Annotated in this window: 23 protein-coding genes; 12 read left to right on the forward strand and 11 right to left on the reverse strand. The window is 60.0% G+C overall.

All coding sequences use genetic code 11. The features are described 5' to 3' along the window. Nucleotides 1-2 precede the first annotated feature (2 nt). From ACKAE7_RS00255 to ACKAE7_RS00275, 5 genes are all read left to right on the forward strand, one after another. Nucleotides 3-1,085 carry a maleylacetate reductase gene (locus ACKAE7_RS00255; protein ID WP_400584913.1) on the forward strand — a complete coding sequence of 361 codons (1,083 nt, stop codon included), beginning with the start codon at nucleotides 3-5 and terminating at the stop codon, nucleotides 1,083-1,085. 55 nt (nucleotides 1,086-1,140) lie between these two features. Then, nucleotides 1,141-1,614, forward strand: a complete 474-nt coding sequence (locus ACKAE7_RS00260) for an HtaA domain-containing protein (RefSeq protein WP_408978175.1) — start codon at nucleotides 1,141-1,143, stop codon at nucleotides 1,612-1,614. A gap of 19 nt (nucleotides 1,615-1,633) precedes the next feature. Further along, nucleotides 1,634-2,671, forward strand: coding sequence for a PDR/VanB family oxidoreductase (locus tag ACKAE7_RS00265; RefSeq protein ID WP_400584907.1), 1,038 nt, complete (start codon nucleotides 1,634-1,636; stop codon nucleotides 2,669-2,671). A 176-nt stretch (nucleotides 2,672-2,847) separates the two neighbouring features. Then, nucleotides 2,848-3,507, forward strand: coding sequence for a GntR family transcriptional regulator (locus tag ACKAE7_RS00270; RefSeq protein WP_408978176.1), 660 nt, complete (start codon nucleotides 2,848-2,850; stop codon nucleotides 3,505-3,507). Nucleotides 3,508-3,964: 457 nt separating this feature from the next. After that, nucleotides 3,965-4,087 carry a hypothetical protein gene (locus ACKAE7_RS00275; RefSeq protein WP_408978177.1) on the forward strand — a complete coding sequence of 41 codons (123 nt, stop codon included), beginning with the start codon at nucleotides 3,965-3,967 and terminating at the stop codon, nucleotides 4,085-4,087. Between the two features lie 653 nt (nucleotides 4,088-4,740). Here ACKAE7_RS00275 and ACKAE7_RS00280 read toward each other — a convergent pair. The 6 genes from ACKAE7_RS00280 to ACKAE7_RS00305 are packed head-to-tail and all read right to left on the reverse strand — an operon-like array spanning nucleotide 4,741 to nucleotide 9,403. Continuing rightward, nucleotides 4,741-5,547 (reverse strand): SDR family oxidoreductase, encoded by an 807-nt coding sequence (locus ACKAE7_RS00280; protein ID WP_408978178.1) that lies wholly within the window; start codon nucleotides 5,545-5,547, stop codon nucleotides 4,741-4,743. Between the two features lie 22 nt (nucleotides 5,548-5,569). Beyond that, the gene (locus ACKAE7_RS00285) at nucleotides 5,570-6,394 is read right to left on the reverse strand and encodes an SDR family NAD(P)-dependent oxidoreductase (protein ID WP_124090117.1); all 825 of its coding nucleotides are present in this window, start codon (nucleotides 6,392-6,394) and stop codon (nucleotides 5,570-5,572) included. 48 nt (nucleotides 6,395-6,442) lie between these two features. Continuing rightward, nucleotides 6,443-7,330: an NAD(P)-dependent oxidoreductase gene (locus ACKAE7_RS00290; RefSeq protein ID WP_408978179.1), complete on the reverse strand. Its 888-nt coding sequence runs from the start codon at nucleotides 7,328-7,330 to the stop codon at nucleotides 6,443-6,445. Beyond that, entirely contained in the window at nucleotides 7,323-7,721 is a 399-nt protein-coding gene (pcaC, locus tag ACKAE7_RS00295) for a 4-carboxymuconolactone decarboxylase (RefSeq protein ID WP_124090121.1), read from the reverse strand. Before pcaC ends, ACKAE7_RS00290 begins: the two co-directional genes overlap by 8 nt. Beyond that, nucleotides 7,714-8,592: an N-acyl homoserine lactonase family protein gene (locus tag ACKAE7_RS00300; RefSeq protein ID WP_408978180.1), complete on the reverse strand. Its 879-nt coding sequence runs from the start codon at nucleotides 8,590-8,592 to the stop codon at nucleotides 7,714-7,716. Before ACKAE7_RS00300 ends, pcaC begins: the two co-directional genes overlap by 8 nt. A gap of 55 nt (nucleotides 8,593-8,647) precedes the next feature. Then, a complete protein-coding gene (locus ACKAE7_RS00305) occupies nucleotides 8,648-9,403 on the reverse strand; it encodes an SDR family NAD(P)-dependent oxidoreductase (protein ID WP_408978181.1) in 756 nt (251 codons plus the stop codon). Between the two features lie 180 nt (nucleotides 9,404-9,583). Here ACKAE7_RS00305 and ACKAE7_RS00310 point away from each other — a divergent pair, with 180 nt between their 5' ends. Next, complete coding sequence (locus tag ACKAE7_RS00310; protein WP_408978182.1) at nucleotides 9,584-10,768, forward strand: cytochrome P450; 1,185 nt, start codon at nucleotides 9,584-9,586, stop codon at nucleotides 10,766-10,768. Between the two features lie 576 nt (nucleotides 10,769-11,344). Here the strand turns inward: ACKAE7_RS00310 and ACKAE7_RS00315 are convergent. The 5 genes from ACKAE7_RS00315 to ACKAE7_RS00335 form a co-directional block, all read right to left on the reverse strand. Further along, complete coding sequence (locus ACKAE7_RS00315; RefSeq protein ID WP_408978183.1) at nucleotides 11,345-12,061, reverse strand: ABC transporter ATP-binding protein; 717 nt, start codon at nucleotides 12,059-12,061, stop codon at nucleotides 11,345-11,347. Nucleotides 12,062-12,063: 2 nt separating this feature from the next. Then, on the reverse strand, nucleotides 12,064-12,828 hold the full coding sequence (locus ACKAE7_RS00320) for an ABC transporter ATP-binding protein (protein WP_408978184.1): 765 nt from the start codon (nucleotides 12,826-12,828) through the stop codon (nucleotides 12,064-12,066). Further along, nucleotides 12,825-13,784 (reverse strand): branched-chain amino acid ABC transporter permease, encoded by a 960-nt coding sequence (locus tag ACKAE7_RS00325; protein ID WP_408978185.1) that lies wholly within the window; start codon nucleotides 13,782-13,784, stop codon nucleotides 12,825-12,827. Before ACKAE7_RS00325 ends, ACKAE7_RS00320 begins: the two co-directional genes overlap by 4 nt. A gap of 104 nt (nucleotides 13,785-13,888) precedes the next feature. After that, nucleotides 13,889-14,773 (reverse strand): branched-chain amino acid ABC transporter permease, encoded by an 885-nt coding sequence (locus ACKAE7_RS00330; RefSeq protein ID WP_124090136.1) that lies wholly within the window; start codon nucleotides 14,771-14,773, stop codon nucleotides 13,889-13,891. A gap of 61 nt (nucleotides 14,774-14,834) precedes the next feature. Further along, a complete protein-coding gene (locus ACKAE7_RS00335) occupies nucleotides 14,835-16,151 on the reverse strand; it encodes an ABC transporter substrate-binding protein (protein WP_408978186.1) in 1,317 nt (438 codons plus the stop codon). 169 nt (nucleotides 16,152-16,320) lie between these two features. On the opposite strand from ACKAE7_RS00335, the gene ACKAE7_RS00340 reads away from it, so the two are divergent. From ACKAE7_RS00340 to ACKAE7_RS00365, 6 genes are all read left to right on the forward strand, one after another. Further along, nucleotides 16,321-16,980 (forward strand): pentapeptide repeat-containing protein, encoded by a 660-nt coding sequence (locus ACKAE7_RS00340; RefSeq protein WP_408978187.1) that lies wholly within the window; start codon nucleotides 16,321-16,323, stop codon nucleotides 16,978-16,980. A 349-nt stretch (nucleotides 16,981-17,329) separates the two neighbouring features. After that, nucleotides 17,330-18,925, forward strand: coding sequence for an FAD-binding oxidoreductase (locus ACKAE7_RS00345; protein WP_400584873.1), 1,596 nt, complete (start codon nucleotides 17,330-17,332; stop codon nucleotides 18,923-18,925). Nucleotides 18,926-19,087: 162 nt separating this feature from the next. Next, nucleotides 19,088-19,864 carry an SDR family NAD(P)-dependent oxidoreductase gene (locus tag ACKAE7_RS00350; protein ID WP_400584870.1) on the forward strand — a complete coding sequence of 259 codons (777 nt, stop codon included), beginning with the start codon at nucleotides 19,088-19,090 and terminating at the stop codon, nucleotides 19,862-19,864. Between the two features lie 380 nt (nucleotides 19,865-20,244). Next, nucleotides 20,245-21,114 (forward strand): dioxygenase, encoded by an 870-nt coding sequence (locus ACKAE7_RS00355; RefSeq protein WP_408978188.1) that lies wholly within the window; start codon nucleotides 20,245-20,247, stop codon nucleotides 21,112-21,114. 94 nt (nucleotides 21,115-21,208) lie between these two features. Next, nucleotides 21,209-22,423, forward strand: coding sequence for a CaiB/BaiF CoA transferase family protein (locus ACKAE7_RS00360; RefSeq protein ID WP_408978189.1), 1,215 nt, complete (start codon nucleotides 21,209-21,211; stop codon nucleotides 22,421-22,423). Beyond that, the gene (locus ACKAE7_RS00365) at nucleotides 22,420-23,250 is read left to right on the forward strand and encodes a citryl-CoA lyase (protein ID WP_408978190.1); all 831 of its coding nucleotides are present in this window, start codon (nucleotides 22,420-22,422) and stop codon (nucleotides 23,248-23,250) included. The genes ACKAE7_RS00360 and ACKAE7_RS00365 overlap by 4 nt, the downstream gene beginning before the upstream one ends. The last annotated feature ends 411 nt before the right edge of the window (nucleotides 23,251-23,661 follow it).

Genomic DNA, 23,661 nt, shown 5'->3' on the forward strand with positions numbered 1-23,661 from the left:
TAATGCCACTCGAGTTCACCCACGAATCTCTTGGCCAGCGCGTACTGTTCGGATCAGGACGGGCTGCGGAAAACCTTGCCCAAGAGATTCATCGCATCGGCGGCCGCAAAGTGATGGTGATCGCTGCTGAATTCGAACAGCCGCTCGCCGAGATCCTCACCGTCGGCTTGGACATCACCCTGAACTACAGCGATGTTGTGGCGCATGTACCTCTTGAAAAGGCCGAAAAGGCCAGACAAGAGGCACAGGACTACGGGATCGACCTGATCGTCAGTATCGGCGGCGGATCAACAACCGGCCTCGCCAAAGCAATTGCACTGACTGCGGGCATACCGATCATAGCCATCCCGACCACATACGCCGGCTCCGAAGCGACCAACGTGTGGGGACTCACCGAAGCAGCGCGTAAAACAACCGGCGTTGACAACGCCGTCCTGCCACGGACGATTATTTACGATGCCGCCCTGACGATATCTCTTCCGGTGGAGTTGTCAATTGCTTCCGGACTCAACGGCATGGCCCACTGCATCGACTCCATGTGGGCGCCCAGGACCGATCCGATCAACCAGGCCCTCGCAGCGGAAGGCATCCGCGCACTGGCTGCCGGGTTGCCCGCCATCAAGGCAAACCCTGACAATCTCGAAGGTCGGGAACAGGCCCTCTACGGGGCGTATCTCGCCGCGGTTGCCTTCGCTTCGGCCGGGTCCGGGCTGCACCACAAAATCTGCCATGTCCTGGGCGGTACATACAACCTTCCCCACGCCCAGACGCATGCGGTTATCTTGCCCCGGGTCCTGGCCCTGAATGCACCCTCCGCGCCGGCGGCGATGCAGCGCATCGGTCAGGCCCTGGGCTCGACAGACCCCATTGGAGCACTCAACAGCCTGTACGAGCAGCTGGATGCCCCCCGGGCGTTGAAGGATTTCGGCTACGCGGAGAAATCCATCGAGGAATCCATTGGACTCATCTTGCCCTTTGTGCCAGCCTCAAATCCGAGACAGATAACAGCCGATCTCATGCGGGAACTGTTGGAGTCGGCATGGTCCGGGAAGTCGACCGCCGAATCCCACGCATCGTCCCGCTGACAGTGGAGGGGTGACAATGGGCTCTGTGGATGATGACACGCGTGGTGCGACCGGGATGCTGTGGTCAGTAAAGGGCAGCTTCCTGGACTACGTCGCTGCTCAACCTGACAGTGACATGACGCAACCACAAGCTACCTTCCTGGGAAGGCCCGCGTACTACTTCACCGTGGCGCCCCCGAACGGCCGGAGTGACGCACCCGAGGCAGGAAGCGTCTGCTTCCGTGGCTGTGCGCGATTCAAAGCTCATGACGGCGCCCTCCAGGCCACCGTCTCGAATCCTTCCATCAGTGCGGGGGAGGGCGAGGCTTCGCTCTTTATCGATGCTCCCGGAACAGCAACGGGCCGGATGGCACTGGCGCACCTCTCAGAGAAGGAAACAGGGACAGTGGACGGAGTTCCGGCAACTATATGGAACTCCGTCGTACTGACCATGGAAGGAACAGACCTGTTCGGCGGCTACTACAACCCGAGAACCCGGCTGGCCCCCCTGGCCGTTCTGCAGGATGATCGGCCCAAGCCGGCGGCCTAGGGCCAACGCACCGAACAATATGAATATCATGCCCGGCGAAGTGCCCGCGGCGAAGTTAGGAAAAGGAATGAACACAGTCATGGTCGACTCTCCGACACTGCCGGAAAACCGTAGTACGGTACTTCACCTCAAAGTCATCGGAAAGAAACCTGCCTCGTCATCGGTCACGGTGTTGGACCTTGCGCGAACTGACGGCGGGGATCTCCCTGTCTGGGAGCCGGGGGCTCACATCGACGTACTGCTCCCGGGGTCCCTGGTGCGTCACTACTCCTTGTGCGGAGAACCCCGTGACCGCACCAGATACCGCATCGGCGTGCTCCTAGATCCCAACAGCCGGGGCGGTTCAAAAGCCATCCACGAAACCGTCGCCCTCGGGGACGTGCTGGAGATCCGAGAACCCCGAAACAATTTCGCGCTCCAGCCCTCGCCCCGCTATCACTTCATCGCGGGCGGTATCGGAATCACCCCTCTGCTGCCTATGATCCGCCACGCGCAGAAAAATGGCGCAGACTGGCACCTGACATATCTGGGCAGGTCACTGACCACCATGGCATTCCTCGATGAAGTGAAGGACTTCGGTGATCGCGCCACCATCCTTCCCGAGGACGAGGTGGGGATGCAGGACATCACTGCCATCATCGGAAGCCCGGCCGAAGAACAACTGGTTTATGCCTGCGGCCCCGGCGGACTCCTGAACGCCATCGAATCCCACATGTCGTCCTGGCCGGCCGGAAGCCTCAAACTCGAAAGGTTCGTTCCCAAAGACGTGGCGATCCCCGCAAGTGGCGACCAGCCCTTCAAGGTCGACCTGACCGTGTCAAAGATTCAACTGACCGTCCCGGCCGACAAGTCGATTCTCGACGTCGTCGAGGCGGCCGGAGTCACCGCTCCCTATTCCTGCCGGGAAGGCACCTGCGGCACCTGCGAAACCCGCATCACCGCAGGACGCGCCGACCATCGCGATTCGCTGCTATCCAAGGAAGAACAGGAAGCGAACGAGTATGTCATGATATGCGTCTCACGGGCCGCCGGGACCACGCTGGGAATCGAACTTTAGAATGTTTCCCGGAAAGCGCCCTGCCAGCCATTTGTCAGATAGGCTGATAGTAACTGAAGGACAGGTTCATCATCTGGCGTGTGCCGGAAGTCAGGTCCCGCGGGCAGGAGGTAACGGCAGTGATTGAGAACTATACCGGCAGGCAGGTGACACGCCATGCCCCTATCCGGGAGCAGGTGGCCGCCATCTTGCGCGACGCCATTGTTAATATGGAGCTTCTTCCAGGCCAGCTGCTAATCGAACGAGAACTTTGCGACATGACGGCTGCCAGCCGCCCCTCCGTCAGGGAGGCACTGCGGCAGCTGGAGGCCGAGGGCCTGGTCGAGTCGCAGAACGGGCGGGGTACAGTCGTCGCCGTTGCCAGCCTGGAGCTTGCCCGGCACGTCTATGAAGTCAGAGCCGAACTTGAGGGCCTGGCTGCTCAGCGTTTCGTCGAACGGGCCAATGAAGAGCAGCTTGCCGAGCTGCGGGCCGCAGTGCTGGAAGTCAGCCGGGCAGCCGAAGAAGGCGACAACCCGTCCACCATTCTGGCGGCTAAGAACGCCGTATACGAGATCCTGTTCCGTGGCGCCGCCAACCCAATTCTGGACCAAATGCTTGGAACCCTCCAACGCCGGGTTACGCAGCTGAGATCATTGACACTGGCCCAGCCCGGCCGGTCGGAGAAAAGCGCTGCAGAGCTCCGCGCCATACTGTCAGCAGTCGAAGACCGTGATTCTGGCGCTGCGAGGGCCGCAGCGACCTTCCACGTCGAGCAGGCTGCAAAGATCGTACTGGGAGCCCTCAATCAGGGAAAGCCAGCCGAAGCCAGTTGGCTGCAGCCAGCTCGCGCATAGTCCTATGCCCCCGGGATCCAAAAAACACTGAGGCCCCCGGCGCCCCGGCTCGGCACGCTGGCCTTTCTCTACCCCAGGTGCACGTCCCGCCGGGTCCCGCTGCCTGTGCCTGACCTGAGCTGACCCAGGCACGAACCATCTTGCGCGGCTGATAGTACTGCCTCGCTAGATCGGCATCGGCACCAGGACTGGGAAGACCCGGGTGCCGCCGCCAATGCGACCGCCCCCGGGTGGAACCCGCTGGAATAGGTAGGTCAACAGCCATACAAACGAGCAGTGCCCGGCTCGGTCAGCTGCTGGGGCCATGAATGATGCAGAAGCTGTGGGTCGTATCTAGAGGGAGCAAAGGACTACGAATGCCGGTGATCCATCAGTGCCCTGGTGTGCTGTGTGCGAGCTCGTACATAGGTGGGCTGACTTCGGTGGTGGAGAGTGGACACGGAGGATGAGTAGCTGCATGGCCGCTGCTGAACCCGTTATGTCCCTGTCGGCGCCCACTGCAGGTGAGCCCACCGAACGGTTGGCTGGTCCCCGGTTCCACCGACGCGTCATCGTGGACCGCTTCGCGGGAAAGCTGTGACTGGCGCATCTGTCATGGCGCTGAATTTGGTGTTCGTTGCCACGGTCCTGCTGGGAGCACTGTTTGCGCTAGCGCAGTTCTTGTTTTTCATGGCTCTGATGGTTGTAGCGGTTGGCATCCGTGGTGTGGTCTTTTTGGCCGCTGCCGCGGTTGGACAGGTCCGGCACCGGCACGAGTGTCAGCACCCACTTGTCCCGCAGGACCAAACGCCGGCCGCACCGACGGGTTTATCGCAGCCTCCGGCCAGGCGCAGCACCGGAAGGGAGCCATCGGCCTGAGGCCGGTCCAGTGCCAGCACTCTCTTGCCCAAAAATGGCAGCCTTTCTCCATCCGAGGGCCACTGTCATGGCCTGTTCACGTGAGGCGTTGCCGAGCGTGGGATTGCTTCACTCCCTCTGTGATTTCGGTAGAGACCGTTTCTGCTTTCGTGGAACCATGAGGGCGGCCCCGTCACCGACGATGAGCGGCAGGAGGGAGATCGCCGGCATTCCTGGCTACTTGATCCCAACTGCCCGATTCGGTACGTGGAAGTCCGACCAGATCATGAGTGCCTTCAAACCGGCGCCCGCCCTCCGCAGCTCCCAGTGGGTGATTGTACTGCGTTTGTGTCACCAAGGCACTGTGGTGACGGGTTGTGGGAATGCGGTGTTGACTTAGGCGGAGTACTTTTCGAAGGAAGCCTTGGTGACCGCATTTCTTTCTGCGACCATGGGCCACCATTCCGGGTGTGTCAGAGCGAGGAAGTCATTGTTTCTTATGGCTCGGGTCACGATCCGTCCTGCCTCGCGGGGGTTGATCCACCGCAAGGAATCCGCCCCCTCTTCCGCGGTGAGGTCAACGTCCGCAAGCGCGCCGGTCTGGCCTTCTGGGCGGTGGCTCAAACTGTTTTTGATGTTGCTGCGGACCGGTCCGGGGGGCAGGACCGTGACTTTGACAGCGGAGCCTTGCTCCTCGAGTTCTTTGGAGAGCACCTCACTCAGGGCGGCAACTCCTGCCTTTGATGCCCCGTAGGCGCCTAAGCCGGAAAGGGGTGAAAAGATGGCCATTGAGGCCGTGTTGACGATATGGCCTCCATTAGGGTTGCCCAAGAGGTGGGGAAGGAAGGCATGAACTCCGTTGATCACCCCGAACAGATTCACATTGATGATCCAATGCCAGTCGTCCAGCGTCAGCGCAGAGATCGGGGCAGAGGGGCCGACGCCGGCGTTGTTAACGATTATGTCGACCTTTCCGTATTTTTCAACAGTTGCATCGGCCAAGGCTGATACCGCTGCGGCGTCAGTGACGTCCAGGGAGACTCCCCATGCACCGATTTCCGCAGCCACGGTCTCGACCGTGTCCTTGTTGATGTCGGCGATGACAACCTGGGCTCCTTCTTCAATCAGTTGCTCGGCGATGCCTCTGCCGATTCCTGACGCTCCACCGGTCACCACGGCCACTTTTCCTGTAATGTCCGTCATTTTCTGGTTCCTTCCTTGAAGATCATGATGCTGCTTCGGGTAGCCCTAGGTTCCATCCTCGGTGGAAAGCGTTCCTAACCCCCTGCTGGCGGGACTCGACCCGTTGCCACTGTTCGGGATGGCTGATGGCATACAGTTCATCCCTCCGAACGGCGTGGCATGCCACACGGGCTACGTCCCTTGGGTCATGCCAGGCGGTACTGGAGTCGGGGGCTTGCGACAGCTCGACGTCTTGGAGCGCTCCTGTATTGGCTGGCCGGTTTCGAAGGCTCTGCCCGATTCGCGTTCGAACCCCTCCCGGGATGAGTAGAGTGGCTTTGACCTGCGAGCCCTCGGCCTGGAGCTCGGCGGCGAGGACTTCCGTCAGGGCACTCACCCCGCATTTGGTTACCGCATATGCGCCCAGTCCGGGGACCGGATCCAATGCGGACATGGAAGAGGTGTTGATTATGTGGCCGCCAGCGGTGTTGGCCTTGAGGAGTGGAAGAAAGACGTGCACCCCATGGATGACCCCGTACAAGTTGACGTCGATCATCCATTTCCAGTCTGCCATGGTCAGATCCGCTATGTTGCCGAACGGTCCTATTCCGGCATTGTTGAACACAAGGTCTACTTTGCCGTGGGTGCGCAGCACTGCGGAGGCAAGATTTCGCATGCTTGCTTCACTGCTCACATCAACCTGGACGAACGGTACACCGAGTTCGGCGCCTGCTTCAGTCAAGGCCAGGGCCTCGATGTCTGCGAGGACGACGCTCGCCCCCTGGCTGATAAGTTCTTCCGCGATACCGCGCCCAATTCCCGACGCTGCGCCTGTTACGACGGCGACCTTTCCCTCAATCGCCGTCATGACGTTTCCCTGAACGTGTGCGGACTCGGGCCCACAGGCAAGTCTGATTCACTTCTTCTCGGCGCGTTTTTCAATGAACCTGGCAATCTCCGTGTGATCTGCATTCGCGGGCAGACTATGCCCAGCCTCATTCCAGAGATTGACCACTTCCTCTCCCAGACTGGTTGGCATGCCCAATTCAGACGCGAGGCCGGTGGCAATCCTTGCGTCCTTCAGCATGAGGCGGGCCTCAAATCCTGAGTCAAAAGTGCCCGGCAGTATGAATCGTGGCCACTTCTGCTCGCTCGATCCGCTCCGGCCACTGGAGGAGTTCAGGACAGCCAGCATCGTCTGGGCAGGGACGCCGAGCCGTTCCGCAATCACGACAGCTTCACTGGTCAGCCATAGGTGGGCTGCAGAAAGAAGATTATTGAGGGCCTTGACTCCGTGTCCGGCGCCAACGGGGCCAACATGAGTTACGTCGCCCAAGCATTCCAGGAGTGCTCGAACACTCTCGACTATGTGTGCCTCCCCGCCTGCCATGATGGTCAGCGTTCCGGCTTCGGCCCCGCGGACACCGCCTGAGACCGGCGCGTCGATGAATCTGATCCCGGATTCCCCAAGAGAGAGCGCCAGTCGCTGGGAACTGGTCGGTTCAGATGAACTCATGTCGATCACGGTCGAATCAGGGGCGAGGGATCCCGCGTCACACAGTTCCCCGATGACAGCCTCCACGATGGCTGAGTTAGGCAGCATCAGAACACAAAAGGATGCTTGAGACGCGGCGTCCGCCGCTGTCTGGTGAATTTGGCCTCCGGCACTGGCGAACTTTGCCCGCGCTTCCGGGTTTACATCGAATCCATGAACCGAATAGCCGGCCGCGATCCAGCGCGAGGCCATGGGGGTTCCCATGTTGCCGAGTCCGATTAGGGCGACGCTGGTCTTGTTTTCAGTCATTGACGTTCAATTCCTGAAAAACGGATTCGGCAATACGGAATGACTCAAGGGCTGCAGGAACGCCAACGTAGATCGCAGTCTGCAGGAAGACTTCCTGGATTTCCTCCCGGGAGACACCGTTATTTAGAGCACCCCGGACGTGCACTCCGAGTTCATGGGAGCGGTTGAGCGCGGTAAGCATGGCCAGGTTGATCAGACTGCGGGAGTGTAGCGGCAGACCTTCACGCGTCCAGATGGTACCCCAGCAGTACTCGGTAACCAGTTCCTGGATGGGACGGCCAAAGTCGGTGGTGTTGTCGAGTGAACGCTCGACATGGGCATCGCCGAGTACCTTTTTCCTTACGGCCAGGCCGGCTTCGAACGTTTCCTCGTGCGTGGCGGGTTTAGTCATTTTTCTTTCTCGCTTCCTTTGTTGCATGTTGGATGGGTTCGCTGGATGCGCCTATGGAGACGGCATGTTCTTCCAGACCCGCTGTACGGGGAAAACGACTCATCACCTCTGGCTCATGGCCGGCGACCATGATGGTGGCGGTCCCGTCAGCCAGAAGATCGTTGATGAGCTGGTAGGTGGCACCGGCTTCTTCGAGGTCACACATGTGTTTGAAGGGCATTGTCCTGCGTAGCTCTTCGTCGAAGTGCACAGCGTCTGATGTGAGCAGCAGGGGGCCTTCTGCTGTTTGAACCAAAACCATGATCTGTCCGGGGGTATGTCCTGATCCCATCAGCGCCCATACACCTGGCGCTATCTGTTCGGTTTTCTCCAAAAGGCGGAGCCGGTTCTCGTCGCGGACGGTGGAGAGGGCATCCAGATCTCGGTCATCTACCAGCGGATCGGTCCGGCGGCCGCCGGGCTGTCGCCCAAGCCAATAGTCAAATTCGGCTAGAGCCATCAGGACGTTTGCACGGTTAAAGTAGTCCAGATTGCCAATATGGTCATAGTGGGCGTGGGTGATTATGAGCGAGCATTCCGTGTCCCGGAAAATACCGAGCCGGGGGAGTGCCTCTCGGGGGTCGATGTGCAGGGTCCTGCCACGCGAGACTGCGCCTTCGACCGAGAATCCAGTGTCCACAACGACGGTGCGGTGCTGGTTGCGGAGGACCCAGAAGTAGTAGTCGAGCCTGAACTCGCCATCCGCTTCGTCGTACTGTTCATAGTCCAGGAACATCTCTGCGCGGGTGGTCAGCAGCTCGCCGCATCGGACGACCACAACTTCATATTCGCCATCGTCGTTGCTGTGGCTGATCGCTTGTTCGTGCACCATCCTCGTCACCTCCCAGGTTCGCTCGTGCTTCAAGGCCGCGGCTTTCTCACACCTCTCACGAGGCCAGAAGTCCGCCTTCGACGGCGAGCAGATGCCCATTGACGTAGCCTGCGTCCTTCGAAGCCAGGAAAGACACCGCGGCCGCGATGTCCTCGGCGTCGCCTAGCCGCCCCAGTGGGTTGGACTTACGGCGCAGCTCGTAACCATCCTCATCAACCACCGACCTGGCACCCTCCGTTGGAACGGCGCCCGGGATAATTCCGTTGACCCTCACCCCTTGCCTGCCCAGTTCCCCTGACGCCTGTCTCGTAAACGACGACACTGCCCCTTTAACCGCCGAATACACGGCGCTGCCCGGGACTCCACGGACTGAGGCCGGCGAGGACATATTGATAACAGTCCCGGTACCATCTTTGGGCATATGAGGGAATGCGGCCTGGGTGGTCCAGATCAGCGCCTTGAAGCCAACATCGACCATCCTGTCGACTGAATCCTCCGTGATCTCAAGAATCGGGTCATAACGGATCCACATGGCGTTGTTGACCAACACATCGATCCGGCCCAATCCGTCAGCGATTTCATTGAATATTCCGCGGACAGCATCCCGATCGGTAACGTCCAATGCGACAGCCGCTGCGCTGCCCCCGCTCGCCACGATCGCCTCAGCGACGCTCTGGGCGTTGGCATGGTCAAGGTCGGCGACCATAACATACAGGCCGTCCTGCGCCAGCCTGGCGCAGATTGCCGCGCCGATCCCGCGCCCGCCGCCCGTAACGACTGCGACCCGCTTCTGTGACTTCTGTTCCTGCACAGCGTCTCCTTTGACGATCGATAAGTTGAGAACAGCATACTGCTTGTAGCTATCCGACAGCTACAGAGGAACTATAGACATAGCAAAAATTCGTTATGTAAGCTGTCTGAAAGCACAACTCAAGGGCCGACGCTGCCATGTCCTCTTGGGATGCCCACAACAAGAGAGCAGGGAAGCCAGATGACACAGAGCCTTTCGGAACTGCCGTGGATTGCCGCGGACACCACCGATCTCTATGAGCTACAGCAGGCACGCGAGCAGAATTGGGTGGCCCAGAGCAGCCGCGGCCTTGAGGTCCTGACCTACGAACAGGGCTTCGAGGTACTGGAACACCCCGAGCTCGAGAAGGGTCCTTCCTTTCGCCGGCGACTGGACGACGTGGGCATAGTGGATGGTGAGATCCGCGATCTGTGGAACCTGATGCTCGTTAACAACGAAGGCGCGTACCGCAAAAAGCTCCGGGTACCCCTCGCGAGCCTTTTCCGGCCCGCCCAGGTTGCGAAGCTGCGGGTGCACGTGCGGACGATAGTTAATGAAATCCTCGACGAGATTGGCGACCCTGGATCGGTCGATCTCATGCAAGAACTGTGCTGGCGGGTTCCACCGATGATGTACTGCCACCTGGTGTCGGCGCCCGTTGAGCTGGCACCGACCGTCGCGAGGCTCTCGGACAGCATTCTTGCTCCGATCCTGACAGCCGACCCAACCCGCCGCCAGGAGTCGGTGGACGCGTTCCTGGAGGGGTGGGAGTTCGTCCGTGACCACATCGAGGCGCGCCGGCAGAATATCGGCAATGACTTCACTTCCGTAATGATCAAACAACAGATTGAGGGTTTGCTGACCGAGGATCAGCTCATGGCAGAAGGCATGAGTATCCTTCAGGCCAGCGTGGACAACACCGTCCATCAGATGGGGAACACCTTCGGGACGCTTCTGCAGGAGCCCTCGCGATGGCAGCAGCTGCTGGACAACCCGGACGCCTCCACACCCATCATCGAAGAAGTGATCAGGTTGCGTCCTCGCTTTGGCACGATCTTTAGGTACGCGCCTCATGAGATCACCGTGGATGATCAGGTCATCCCAGCCGACTCCTTTGTGTATGTCTCCGTGCGTTCGGCCCAACGCGATGCCCGGGTGTTCAGCGATCCCAACACATACAACATCGACCGGCCGGCCAAACGCCCGCTCATGTTCGGCGCTGGCCCGTACAACTGTTTAGGACAGAATCTGGCCCGGATGGAAATTGAGGAAGCGCTGAAGGCCGTCGCCGAGCGCTTCCCCAAGATTCGCCTCACTGAAGAGTGGACGTGCCACGACACCAATGCCGTTACCGAGACGGCGAATCTGAAGGTCAGCCTGGTCTGACTCTGAAACCCCTAGCCCGGCTCCCGGGAGCAGAACTGTGAACCTCCCGGAGGCCGGGCACGCCAACTTGCCTGGCCGAGAAAAAAGACCTTGGCGCTGTACTGAAGTCTTCCTTCTAGGCCAGCGGCATTTTCTTGTTCCTTCCGGTCCCGTCTCTGTTCGTGCAGGCCGGATGAAAACTCTCGGCCAGGATTTCCTCGGGCGGCCCTTTTAGCGGCTGGCTCAACTTTGAGTCAGCTGAGTGACCTTCGAGTGGCTTTATCCGTGATGGTCAGGAACAGTCAGCTGTTTGGAGGCCAAGTATGACCACCTAAAGGTGGCTTTTCTTTTTAGCCTGGAGAGACGGTTTGGACCATCACTGACATTTGTTCCGAATGCGCTATCGCTCAGCCGAAAGAACCCGGCCAAGGTGTGCGGCCCACAAGGGCAGAAACCTTCTGCAGGGGACTGAAAGTTCGTAGGTGCACGGGTGAGGGTCGTGGACAGCGCCCGCCACAGTTCACCCTGCAGCTGTTACCCCATCCCAAGCCTTCCCCCTCAGGGGTGGGTTCTGGCAGTAAAGCGCCGGCACGGACGTTACAAATCGTTGGTTCCGAAGTATGCGTCCTTGACCACCGTTGAGGATTCCAACTCGTCTCTGGTCCCTACGAATGCGACCCGACCGCGTTCAATGACGCACCCTCGAGTAAGGAGGGGGAACGCCTCGATAGCGTTCTGCTCCACCAGGATCATGGTCAGGTTCCCCTGCTGGTGGAGTTCAGCCAGCAAGTCGAAGATGCGCTGGACTACGACAGGGGCGAGCCCGAGTGAGGGTTCGTCAAGAAGCAACAGGCGCGGTTCGGACATGAGGGCCCGGCCGAAAGCCACCATCTGTTGCTGTCCGCCGCTCATACTGCCGGTGGGCTGGTTCAGGCGGGTTGCCAGTTCGGGGAACGTCTCCAATATCCGTGCAAGGTTACGTTGCTGCCAGGAATCGCCGCGTTTGTAGGCCCCCATTAGCAGGCTGTCCAGCACCGTGAGGCTCGAGAACATACGCCGGCCCTCCGGAACGACCGCAATTCCCAGACCCGTACGCGCGTGAGCGGGTTCGGTAAGCAGGTCCTTGCCCAGATAGGTGATCCGTCCGGTCACCGTCGGCGGATGTAAGCCGGCTATTGCCCGGATGATGGTGGATTTTCCGGCGCCGTTGGCCCCGAGAATCCCGAAGAAGTCACCCTCTTCAATGTTGAACGTAACCTCATCGAGAACGGAGCTGTCTCCGTATGAGGCGGAAAGATTTTCAATTTTGAGCATTTTCAGTTCCGATCTGTATTCGCGCGCCCCAGCCAGGCAGCGGCCACGTCGTCCCGGCTCAGGACATCTGAGGGCTGGCCCTCGGCGATGAGCTGTCCGTGGTGAAGAACGACCAGCCGGTCGCACAGGCTGCGTACGACGTGGAGTACATGTTCCACGAGCATTACAGACACGCCTTGGCCCGGAAGATCCCTAATGGACTCAATCAGGGCATTTGTCTCATCGATTGTGAGGCCGTTCATCATCTCATCAAGCAGGAGCAGCTTGGGCTGGGAGGCCAGTGCGCGGGCTATTTCGACGCGTTTGCGTCCCGCCAAGGCCAGAGTTGATACCGAAGCGTTGCGCTCGTCCGAGAAGCCGCTGAGATCCAGCGCGTCCTGCGCTATCCGGCGGGCCTGCGCAGGAGATCTCTCATGGGCGCTGGCTGCGACCATGACATTCTCTTCGGCCGTCATCGAACTGAATAACCGTACTTTCTGAAAGGTCCGGGCGACGCCCAGGCGGGACATCTCATGAGCCCGCCGGCCGCCGACTGACTGCCCGTTGAGCCGGATCGTTCCTTGCTTTAACGGAACGGCTCCGGCGATCGCGCCGAACATTGTGCTTTTGCCCGCACCGTTAGGTCCGACGAGGCCGACGATGTCCCCTTCGTCTACAGAAAAGGACACATCATTGACGGCAAGAACGCCGCCGAACGCCACCGTGGCGCCCTGTACATCAAGAAGCCTTTTTGAGGGCATTTGCCCGCGGACCCGAGATTCGTTCACGACCGGCTCCCTACAGGATCATCATTTTTGTTGGCTGTGATTTCTTCAGGTGAAGTTGGGGGTCGGTTACCCCGGGGCGGACGGAGCAGCTGCCAGATCCAAAAGCCCAGGCGTTTGAACAGGTGGATGAGCCCTCGCGGTTCAATCAGCATTACAGCCACGACGATGGCCGCGTAGACCATCCCCGAAAGGCCGGCAGGACCGGATGCAAAAGTGGAGGATAAGATCTGCTGCACCGGAATCAGCACTGCTGCGCCGATCACGGGCCCAAGAACAGTACCTCGGCCGCCTGTCAGCGCGACCAGTCCTATCATGAAGGCGGTACCCGCCCCGAACGCTGTCAAAGGGTCGATGAAACGAAGGTACTGGAGCATCAGGCTCCCGGCGACGCTCGTGATCGCGGCGCTGATCATCAGACCGAAGAGCCTCGTCCGGGTCACGTTGACCCCGGCAGCCCGAGCGGCGTCAGGATCGTCTCGGGAAGCCCGCAGAAACAGTCCCAGCCGGCTCCGGGCGACCAAGCTGACCACCAAGGTTGCCGCCGCCAAAAAAACGACCAAAACAAAAAACAGGGTTAGCCGGGAATCAAACTGGAACATACCAGGGGAATTCCTCAGGAACGGTATCGAAATGCCCTGGTCTCCTCCGGTGAACTCACGGTTGTGTGTGGTCAGATCGGCGAACAGTAACGCCAACACAAAGGTGGCGAGGGTGAAATAGACACCTTTGAGACGCAGGGCGGGAAAGGTCAGAATTGCGCCGGCAGCTGCGGCCACGGCCGCCCCGACAATCATGCCCACCCACGGGCTGATGCCGAAGTGAACGTTCAGCATCGCGGTGCTGTATGCCCCGATTCCGAAGAAAACGGAATGGCCGAAGGAGAGGAGACCACCATAGCCGCCGATGACATTCCACCCCTGACCGGCGACCGCCCAAATTATCGCAGCGATCGCCACTACCAGAACGTACTCCTGTTGTATCAGCCAGTACGGAAGGGAGATACCAACCACAAGTACGCCCAGTGAGGGAAGTGCGGTCTTCCCTGCAGTTCGAAGAAAACTCATACCACCACACGCTTTCCGAAGAGCCCATTGGGCCGCAGTAGCAGCACAACAAGGAAGAGGATCCAGATTGCCTGGTTCTGGACGTCCAGCGCGATGTACGTGCCGGTAGCCTGTTGAACAATGCCAACGCCGATACCGGCAATGAAGGCACCCTTGATGCTTCCAAGACCGCCCAACACGATGACGACAAAGGCCAGGGCTAGATAGTTGAACCCGCTGGTGGGGTTTATGGTCTGATAGGTGGCCAGAAGCCCGCCGGCCAGCCCCGCCAGGCCAATACCAATTCCCATGCTGACGGACAAGGATCGCGCACGATTCACTCCCACCATCACGGCAGCCTCGCCGTCGTCCACGATTGCCCGAAGTCCTCGCCCGAATTCAGTCTTATTCACGACAAAAGAAAGTATGCCGAAGGACGCAAGTGCCACCAGAAACGCTACGGACTGCGCTTTGGACACAGAGACGTTGAAAACGGACCACGTCCCGTCCAGCAGCGTGGATATGCTCCGGTCCGTTGACGTGAAGAGGGCCAGCAGGACGGACTGGATGAAGATACCGACAGCGGCTGTGATGACGATCTGCGGTAGATGGGCCTCATCCTCGGTCGCCGCATTGGTATGTGAGCGACGCAGCAGCAGGGTATAGACGAGAACCCCTAGCAGGCCCACGACAAGAGAGACTACGGGTATCAACAAGAGCCCCCACGACCCGAGCGCGGTAATGGAAACCAACGACAGGAACATGCCTATAGTGATGAAGTCGGCGTGCGCGAAGTTGGCGATCTTCGAGATTCCGAAACTCAGCGACAGGCCGCTGCTGATCACGCCATAGAGCCCGCCGACGAGTATTCCCGACACCAGTACCTGGATAAGGGTTTGCATAGATTTATCTTCTTCCTTCAATGCAAGAACAGCCGCGACAGGCAGCTGGACCCGGGACGTCCTAACCGAGCGAGAGCTTCGAGGAAGCGTAATTTTCAGGCCATACTGTCTTCGGAAGCCTGTCCTGCCATTGAGTCAGAAGGGGCACAGCGTGAGGATTCGTCCCATCCTTGCTGAAGGAAACCTGGCCGCCGGGCATCGCTGCGGCGGGTCCTTTGGTGACATTCAAGGAGCGAAGTGCTTCGGTGATCTTCTCTGGATCACACGACTTGGATGTCTCCAGCGCTTCGGCGACGAGGTGAACGTTGACCCACGACTCGCCTGCCTCCATGGGCATGAACGCTTCCGAGTAGGTTTCCCGATACGACTTCGTCGCCGCTTCAACCCCGTCAAGAGGCAGGTCGTCGTTCCAGGCTGTCACCGCGATGAGACCGTTGACAGTATCCCCGAGGTTCTTCGCGAAACTCGGAGCGACGAAGGCCCCGCCGAAGCCCATGATGGGGGCCGTGACGCCTCTTTCGCGGAGGCCCTTCACGATCAGTACGGCATCCGCCGGACTGCCGCTGGTCAAAATCAGGTCAGGGTTCTGGGCCGCGACCCGATTCACGATCGGGGAGGCGTCGGAAAGGCCGGCCTGATAGAAGTCAGGTTCCCCAGCCGCTGCTCCTGCGTCGGCGAAAGCTTTGACGGCAGCCGTAATCTGTCCGACGTTGGCTGTGTCATTTGGCCCCACGCCGACAACCTTTGTGAATTTGACGCCGATGGAGTTTGCGGCTGCGGTAAGGTAAGCGCTGCTGGCACCGCCCATCTGCGATGACTTGGGCGGCGGTTGGAAGTAGTACTGGTAGTCCCTCGCTGAAAGCTGATCGGACCACGACTGGGTGACCAGCGGGACACGGGCTCCTTCTGCCACCGTTGAAGCGGAATTCGTTTGTGGGCTGCCCCATGAGCCCACCAGTGCGATGGCGCCCCCATCGATGAGTTTGGTCGCAGCGCTGCTGGCTTGGGCAGGGTCAGCGCTGCCGGTGTCGCCCTTCGCCAGCTTGATCTTGGTCCCCCCCAAAGCCTTGATGCCGCCGGCATCGTTGATTTCCTTTGCTGCGATGTCCATGCCTTGGTATGCGTTGTTTCCGAACTCAGTGAATGGACCTGAGAAAGGATAGGGCGCTCCGATGGTTACGCTGTCCCCGCACGACGCAGCGGCGTCTGCGGAGGTAGTTCCACTTTGTGAGGCAAGACCTCCGCAGCCGCTCAAAACTAAGGCGCTCGCCCCGGCTACAGCAGCGGTCCGGGTTGCGCGTGACAGCCTGGAAGGCATCGACGTCATTGGGATTCCTCTCGAAGGTGAGGGCGTAACTGAGTTGTGACCTCGGGACATCCGCGTCCGTCAGGGTTCGCGCCCTCGCAAGTTTGTTTTCGAAGCGTAAGCCAAGAATGGCTGTCATACAATAGCCTTGCTTACAACATACAATAAAACACTGCGGGCCTCCGCCCCCGGCGACGTCCCGTAGGCCAGCAACCCGATGAAGAGTAGGAATTTGGCAACCATGGCTAAAGTGAAGACTCTCCCGCCCCGGCTGGACGCCATTCATCTGAAGGGGCTGGAGGAGAGTGATCCGGGGTCCCTCCGTGCCCATGAGCGCATCGACGGCGAACAGTTCATCGACGCCGATCTCACCGCTCTCGATTTGACCGGCAGCTTCTTCAGTGGATGCGAATTCCTCAATTGCACGGCGCACGCGACGGATTTCCGGACCGCTTCCTTCATCGAAACACGGTTTCATCGACTCAATGCCCCCGTCCTGCAGGCCCCACGGGCCCGCTTCCGGGCCGTCATCCTGGAGAACTCACGAATCGGTTCCGGCGAGCTCTACGAATCCCGGCTCGAATCGGTCCATTTCATCAACTGCAAAATCGGATACATCAACCTCCGGGCAGCGAAACTTACCGATGTGTTATTTACCAACTGCGATATCGATGAGCTCGATCTGGCAGCGGCCGAAGCCAGTCGTGTCGCCTTCTCCCATTCCAAGACCCGATCCCTGACGCTCGGCCGAGCTTCCCTGACTCACGTTGACCTGAGGGATCTGGAAATCGGCGAAGTCGCCGGCCTGGACGGACTCCGAGGCGCGACACTCAGCCCACTTCAGTCCATCGAACTGGCCCCGGCCATGGCTGCGGAGCTGGGCCTGAAGATCGAGTCCTGACCCAGTCACCTTTCCTCCGTAGTTTCCGGTTACTTCGACAACAGCCCACGGTGTCGCCAGCCAGTCGCAGCGGATGGTCCTTAAGCGGGTCTGCCGCCGGCCTTGGGGCATCCTCTCTTAAGCCTCGGATATCGATGCGCGGCATGCTTCAACACTCTTGACGACGTAGCTACCTGACAATATGCTGGCTAGCTAGTTGCCAATTTGCCAAAGATAGTTGTTATGAATCAGTTGCCGCGAGTGGCTGCTGCGAGAAGACGGCATTTCAGTATTTTCAACCGCCCGTGGCACGGGCCGCCATCCGGTCTGAGCCGGGGCACACAGACGTTGATTGACAAAGGAGTCACCCATGAATAACGCAATGACAATCCGCCCCACTCTCACCGAGGAGATACTCGGAGAATTCGTCGCTCTTCTCGGACCGGACGGAGTGATCACCGAACCTTCAGCCGTTGACGAATACAAAGACCCCTACTACATTCCTGACGATGACACATTTACGGCGTCCGCTGTTGTAGTACCGGACAATACCGAACAAGTCCAAGGCATCCTGCGGATTGCCACCCAGTACGGCATCCCTGTATGGCCTCATTCCCAAGGCCGTAACTATGGTTATGGCGGTCCTTCACCGCGCGTCCGAGGATCGATCCAGATCAGCTTCCGAAAGATGAACCGAGTCCTTGAAATCAACGAGGAACTTGCCTACGCAGTGGTAGAGCCGGGCGTCCGCTGGTTTGATCTATATGACGCCATTGAGGCCGGGGGATACGCTCTCCAGGTTTCAGTACCCGACTTAGGATGGGGGAGCGTTATTGGAAACTCCCTCGACAATGGCATGACCTACATGCCCTACGGTGCAGACTTCCAGATACTCAATGGGTTGGAGGTCGTCCTTGCCGACGGGACACTGCTCCGCACCGGGATGGGTGCCATTCCGGAGAACAAAGCATGGCACCTTTACAAGCGGGGATTGGGACCAGCGCTTGACCCCTTGTTTACCCAGTCCAACCTCGGGATCGTAGTGCGAGCCGGTGTCTGGCTAAAGCGCAAGCCCGAGGGCTACAGTTCGCTGTTCCTGACCCTTAAGACTGACAAGGATTTGGAAGCCGGGATCGATGCGATTCGCGAATTGCGTCTGGAAGGCATCCTTGAGGGCGTTCCAAGTATGTATACGACCCTGAGTGCCGCGCCGCAGTTGATGGACACGGACATTCAAGGTCCTGCACTTCTGAGCGAGGAGCAAATACAGGCAATTGCCGACGAAACTGGAGTTGGCCGGTGGGGTACACGTGCAGCGTTGTGGGGACCGCGGAAGATTGTTGAATACAAACTCGAGCGGATCAAAGAGGTCTGGGGGGCCATCCCGGGGGCGAAAGTCAATCATTCTCCGATTTACAGCCCGGAACAGTACAAGGATTTTACCAATTCAGCCGAGCAGATCCAGGCCGGCATTCCCACACTTCAGCTGATCGAAGCTACCCCGCCGAACATGGGACACATCGGTTTCTCTCCTATCGTCCCTATGGTCGGCACGGAAGTCCGGTACGTCGTCGACCAGATGCGTAAGCGTATCGAAGAGGCCGGACTGAATTTCCTCGGCGGAGTGATGTCGTTCAATGAACGATCCTGCTGCATCGTAGGAGGAATCCCCTTCGATGTGACAAACAAGGAGGAAGCCGAGCGCGCGTTCGGCGCCGTTCGCCGTCTGGTCAAGGAAATCGGTGAGTTGGGTTACGGGGAATACAGGGCCCACATCGACTACATGGACGAAGCCCAGGCAATCTACTCCTTCAACGACAACGCCTACCGACGGTTCGTGGAAAAGATCAAGAATGCCGTCGACCCCAATGGCATCATCATGCCAGGACGCCACGGGATCTGGCCGAGCAGCCACTACGCACAACCCGAGGACCAAGGTGGAGCGCGCACACCCTCGCCCAACTGACCTCGCGCATGACCGCAGAGTTCCTGCGGCGCGGACTCCGCAAATGCCTTACCGCATTTGAGGGGCCAAGAGCCCGCTGTGGCGACGGAAAATCCAATACATCTATGGCCGCTCACCGACGCTATCGGGTCGGCACCTCTCCACCACACTCGAAGGAGCATAATGCGTGAACTTGCCAACCAATGCGCGCTAATTACAGGAGCCGGATCGGGAATGGGCCGGGTGGCCGCGCAGGCACTGGCCGCGGAAGGAGCCACCGTGGCGGTGCTCGACATTTCCGATGTCGGCGGCCGTGAGACGGTACAACTGATCGAATCAGCAGGAGGATCGGCCACGTTCTACCGCTTGGACGTGGCCGATCCTGACGCCGTCGCTGAGGTCATCCCTCGGGTTGCCCGGGACCTTGGCGGCCTGCACGTCGCTGTCAATAACGCAGGCGTCGAGGGAGCGCACGTCAAGCTTGCAGATATCCCGGTGGATGACTACCAACGCGTCATGAACATCGACCTTGCTGGCGTCTTCTACTGTTTGAAAGCCGAAATTCCGCTGATGCTTGAACATGGGGGCAGCATCATCAACACAGCTTCTGCGTCAGGACTTATCGGCGGCTACAACCTCGCAGCTTACACAGCGGCCAAGCACGGCGTCATAGGTCTGACCAAGGCGGCCGCCATGGACTATGGCACCACCGATCTTCGGATCAATGCGCTCTGCCCGGGTCTGATTGACACGCCTTTCTTAGCTGAGCTCTCAGAGAACCAGTTGGCACACCTGCTATCGGGCACGCCAATGGGCCGCGTGGGCGAACCCTCCGAGATAGCCGATGCAATCGTGTGGCTGGCCTCGAAGCGCTCTTCATTCGTCCTCGGACATGCCCTATGCGTAGACGGTGGAGCCACACTGGGCGGTAACACCACAAACCTGGCAAACATCGATTGAAGGACACTTAAACTTTCGTTGTTCCTCGTCGCTGAGTCTCGGAGTTCTAACTGCAACTCCGCGCCTTGAACGCGCGAAGCGACCCCGGGCGCGTGCCGCGAAAAACCCCGTTCGGGCGTTATCCAGCAGCATGAGATAGCAGTCTGGTTTCCTTGGTCAATGTCGGGAAACGCTTTCGACTTTCTTCAGTGGCGGCCTAAACAAGACCGCAACCAACTTGCTGCAACTGGATGACACCTCAGGCCGGGCAACTTGAGGACCTCTGCTCCGGCCACGAAGGGCCCTTTCCATCCTCACAGGTTGACGTCGGCAACCCAATGCATGCATGCGAAGGACCCGACGCCACTTCATTACCGACCCAAATCAGGGAAGAACACATCATGGCAACGAATGTCGATATCGAAACCCTCACGGCCGAAGTGCTGCAAAGCTTCTCGAAGACGACGGATCAGCGACTAAAGCAGATCCTCGAAAGCCTGGTGACGCACCTTCATGACTTCGTGCAGGACGTCGCTCCCTCCATCGAGGAGTGGGAGCAAGCAATCGACTTCCTGACCAGGACCGGTATGGCATGCACCGACGTAAGACAAGAATTCATCCTCCTCTCAGATGTCCTTGGAGTATCCATGCTCGTCGAGACGATCAACGGCCATGACACTCCCGAAGCCACCGAATCAACGGTTCTGGGGCCTTTCCACATGGTCGAATCGCCCGTCCGGGCACTCGGCGACGATGTCTCGCCCGAAAGCGAAGGGCCGCGGTGCGTTGTCAGCGGGCGTATCGTCTCGGTTGACGGCACCCCTATCGGGAATGCAGTAATCGACATCTGGCAGGCCAACGCGAACGGCTTCTACGACGTTCAACAGCCTGGAGTCCAGAGCGTCGGAAACGGCCGCGCTCTGCTCCGACCTGAACCGGATGGTCACTTCAACTTTCGCACCGTAATCCCCACCTACTACCCCATCCCTACCGACGGTCCGGTCGGGGAACTGCTCCACGCGACCCACAGGCACCCATACCGTCCCGCCCACATCCATTTCCTTGTCACCGCGCCGGGATACAAGGAGCTGACCACCCACATCTTCGTAGGCGGCAGCGAATACCTCGAATCCGATGCGGTATTCGCGGTCAAAGACTCCTTAATTAAGGACTTCGCAGATATCTCGAACCTAGAAGACGCCGTACGGTTCGAGGTTCAAAGCCCGTTCCGGCACGGGCGTTTCGATATCGTCCTGCACCCAGAGTCCTAGGGGAATCTCGGTGCCCGCTTCCATTCTTTTTCGAGGCACTGCCGATGCGGGTTCGTCTCGGGTTCCGGAGCCCTTGAAGCCGAAAGGAACCATCGTGATTAGCAACCCCAAGCCGGAGGCCGCCCGGGCCCCGGTCGCCCGCCCCCTGGACGGGATCGTCATCGCCGACTTTTCCCGTGTCCTGGCCGGCCCCTACGCCACCATGCTGCTGGCCGATATGGGTGCCGAAGTCATCAAAGTCGAAAGCCCGGGTGGGGATGACACGCGCTCGTGGTTGCCCCCGGTGCGCCCTGACGGTGTCTCGACGTACTACTCGGCCATCAACCGCAACAAAAAGTCCGTGGTACTGAACCTGAAGGACGAGGACGACCTCGCTGCCGCCAAAGAGCTCGCCGCCCGCGCCGATGTCATGATCGAAAACTTCAAGCCCGGGGGACTGAAACGGTTCGGGCTGGACTACAGCTCGGTGCGAGAACGCAACGAGGCGGTCATCTACTGCTCCATCAGCGGATTCGGCACCGCCGAAGGCGCCGCGCTGCCCGGGTATGATCTCATCGTTCAGGCCATGTCCGGGCTGATGAGCCTCACCGGAGACCCCAATGGTGAACCCTACCGAGCCGGCATCAGCGTCTTCGACGTCATGGCCGGGCTGCACTCGACCATCGGCATCCTCGCCGCCCTGCACCACCGCGACCGCACCGGCGAAGGGCAGAACATTGAAACGAGCCTCATGGCATCGGCCATGAGCGGGCTCGTCAACCAGACCTCCGCCTATGTTGCCGGAAACGTCACACCCTTCAGGATGGGCAACGCCCACCCGAGCCTGTTCCCCTATGAAGCCTTGCCGACCAAGGACGATGACCTGATCATCACCGCCGGCAACAACGCCCAGTTCCGTAAACTCTGCGCCGTACTGGACGTTCCCGAACTCGCTGACGATGAACGGTTCGCCGACAACGCCGACCGGACCAGGCATCGCGAAAAACTCCGCCCCCTGCTGGTGGAACGCCTGAAGACCCGGACCGCCGAAGAATGGTTCGACAAGCTGAACAAAGCCGGCGTACCCAACGGGCCCATCAACACCATCAAACAGGGCGTCGAGTACGCCCAGAAACTTGGCCTGCAGCCCGTCGTTCAGGTTGGCGCCGGGGCCAAAACCGTCCCGGGCGTGCGCAACCCGATCACGTTCTCCGCCACCCCGGCACGATACGAACTGGCACCGCCGGAGCTGGGCGAACACACCGACGAAATCCGCGCCTGGCTTGCCGCCGCCGCCGTCCCGACCGCCTCAACCCCTGGAGCATCATGAACCCCACCCTCGAGCAGGAAAAGCTGCAGTTCCCAACCTCGCTGGGAACATCCACCGCCACCGAAATCCGCCTCCTGGGCCAGGACCTCGCCGCAGACCTGATGGGCAAAGTCAGCTTCGGCGAACTCGCCTTCTGGCTCGTCGCCATGCGGCGCCCCACAGCCAGCGAACTGCGCGTCTTCGAATCGGTGCTGGTGGCCCTTGCCGATCACGGCTTCACCCCCACGGCCATCGCCGCCCGGCTCACCTACCTCAGCGCCCCGGACTCCCTGCAGGGAGCCATGGCCGCCGGCCTGCTCGGCGGAGGCTCCCGCTTCCTCGGTGTCACCGAAGACTGCGGCCAATTCCTCGCCGCCACCCTCAAAGCCCATGAAGGGGGCCTCCCGGACACCGACGCCGAATGGGACGACCTGGCCCTGAACGCCATCACCACCCAACGCGCAGCCGGCAAATTCGTCCCCGGACTGGGCCACCCCAACCACAAGGACGGCGACCCGCGCACCCCGGTGCTGATCGGCATCGCCGAGGAAGAAGGCCTCCACGGACCGCACCTGCGGCTATTCGAAGCCATCGGCCGGATGAGCGAAAAGGCCCTCGGCCGCAAACTCCCGCTCAACGGCGCCGGTGTCTGCGGCGCCGCACTGGCCGACCTCGGACTGCCACCCGAGCTGCTCCGCGGATTCGCCCTCCTCGCCCGCGCCGCCGGGTTGCTCGGGCAGATCGCCGAGGAACGCCGCAGCCCCATCGCCAACGAGATCTACATGGCAGTGGACCGGAACGCCGTCTACGTCGACCCAAAGTCACCCACAGCGCCGGACGAAAACTAAAACCAGCAGGACCTGTGCGGGCCGCCACCACCCCCGGACGCTCCCGGAGCAGGCCGGCCGATTGAAGCCGGAAGCTGGGAACGCGGAACGCCCCCACCCTGCCGCTGTGTGTCACAAGCGGCATCCTGTTCGCTGGGTGGCTTCAGAATCTTGAGAAGTCTGATCACGCATCGCCGGTACCGTGCTCGTCGTCTGTATCGGGCTCATATTAAGGGGAGGCCGAGATTGAACACCGCACGGGCTGATGATGAGTCATTTTCCGCTTCTGGCTGGACTCGTGCGGGGTTTGACTGGCCGACAATGGACCTTTCGTTAAGTTGAGGCAGGGGAGTGGTTCACCGGCTGGGTGCTGCTCCCGCGGAATGACCGAAGCGAGGGCGGATTGAGCTACGGTCGGCAAGTGACAGGCGC

Source organism: Pseudarthrobacter sp. NKDBFgelt, assembly GCF_046097905.1.
In the GTDB taxonomy this organism is placed as follows: domain Bacteria; phylum Actinomycetota; class Actinomycetes; order Actinomycetales; family Micrococcaceae; genus Arthrobacter; species Arthrobacter polychromogenes.

What these genes read in the sequence shown, in the direction of transcription:
- ACKAE7_RS00285 (WP_124090117.1), bottom strand. Translation starts at nt 6,394, where the DNA reads ATGACGGCGATTGAGGGAAAGGTCGCCGTCGTAACAGGCGCAGCGTCG.
- ACKAE7_RS00310 (WP_408978182.1), top strand. Translation starts at nt 9,584, where the DNA reads ATGACACAGAGCCTTTCGGAACTGCCGTGGATTGCCGCGGACACCACC.
- ACKAE7_RS00265 (WP_400584907.1), top strand. Translation starts at nt 1,634, where the DNA reads ATGAATATCATGCCCGGCGAAGTGCCCGCGGCGAAGTTAGGAAAAGGA.
- ACKAE7_RS00340 (WP_408978187.1), top strand. Translation starts at nt 16,321, where the DNA reads ATGGCTAAAGTGAAGACTCTCCCGCCCCGGCTGGACGCCATTCATCTG.
- ACKAE7_RS00365 (WP_408978190.1), top strand. Translation starts at nt 22,420, where the DNA reads ATGAACCCCACCCTCGAGCAGGAAAAGCTGCAGTTCCCAACCTCGCTG.
- ACKAE7_RS00255 (WP_400584913.1), top strand. Translation starts at nt 3, where the DNA reads ATGCCACTCGAGTTCACCCACGAATCTCTTGGCCAGCGCGTACTGTTC.
- ACKAE7_RS00260 (WP_408978175.1), top strand. Translation starts at nt 1,141, where the DNA reads ATGCTGTGGTCAGTAAAGGGCAGCTTCCTGGACTACGTCGCTGCTCAA.
- ACKAE7_RS00290 (WP_408978179.1), bottom strand. Translation starts at nt 7,330, where the DNA reads ATGACTGAAAACAAGACCAGCGTCGCCCTAATCGGACTCGGCAACATG.
- ACKAE7_RS00345 (WP_400584873.1), top strand. Translation starts at nt 17,330, where the DNA reads ATGAATAACGCAATGACAATCCGCCCCACTCTCACCGAGGAGATACTC.
- pcaC (WP_124090121.1), bottom strand. Translation starts at nt 7,721, where the DNA reads ATGACTAAACCCGCCACGCACGAGGAAACGTTCGAAGCCGGCCTGGCC.
- ACKAE7_RS00330 (WP_124090136.1), bottom strand. Translation starts at nt 14,773, where the DNA reads ATGCAAACCCTTATCCAGGTACTGGTGTCGGGAATACTCGTCGGCGGG.
- ACKAE7_RS00275 (WP_408978177.1), top strand. Translation starts at nt 3,965, where the DNA reads ATGGCCGCTGCTGAACCCGTTATGTCCCTGTCGGCGCCCACTGCAGGT.
- ACKAE7_RS00300 (WP_408978180.1), bottom strand. Translation starts at nt 8,592, where the DNA reads ATGGTGCACGAACAAGCGATCAGCCACAGCAACGACGATGGCGAATAT.
- ACKAE7_RS00350 (WP_400584870.1), top strand. Translation starts at nt 19,088, where the DNA reads ATGCGTGAACTTGCCAACCAATGCGCGCTAATTACAGGAGCCGGATCG.
- ACKAE7_RS00355 (WP_408978188.1), top strand. Translation starts at nt 20,245, where the DNA reads ATGGCAACGAATGTCGATATCGAAACCCTCACGGCCGAAGTGCTGCAA.
- ACKAE7_RS00315 (WP_408978183.1), bottom strand. Translation starts at nt 12,061, where the DNA reads ATGCTCAAAATTGAAAATCTTTCCGCCTCATACGGAGACAGCTCCGTT.
- ACKAE7_RS00335 (WP_408978186.1), bottom strand. Translation starts at nt 16,151, where the DNA reads ATGTCCCGAGGTCACAACTCAGTTACGCCCTCACCTTCGAGAGGAATC.
- ACKAE7_RS00280 (WP_408978178.1), bottom strand. Translation starts at nt 5,547, where the DNA reads ATGACGGACATTACAGGAAAAGTGGCCGTGGTGACCGGTGGAGCGTCA.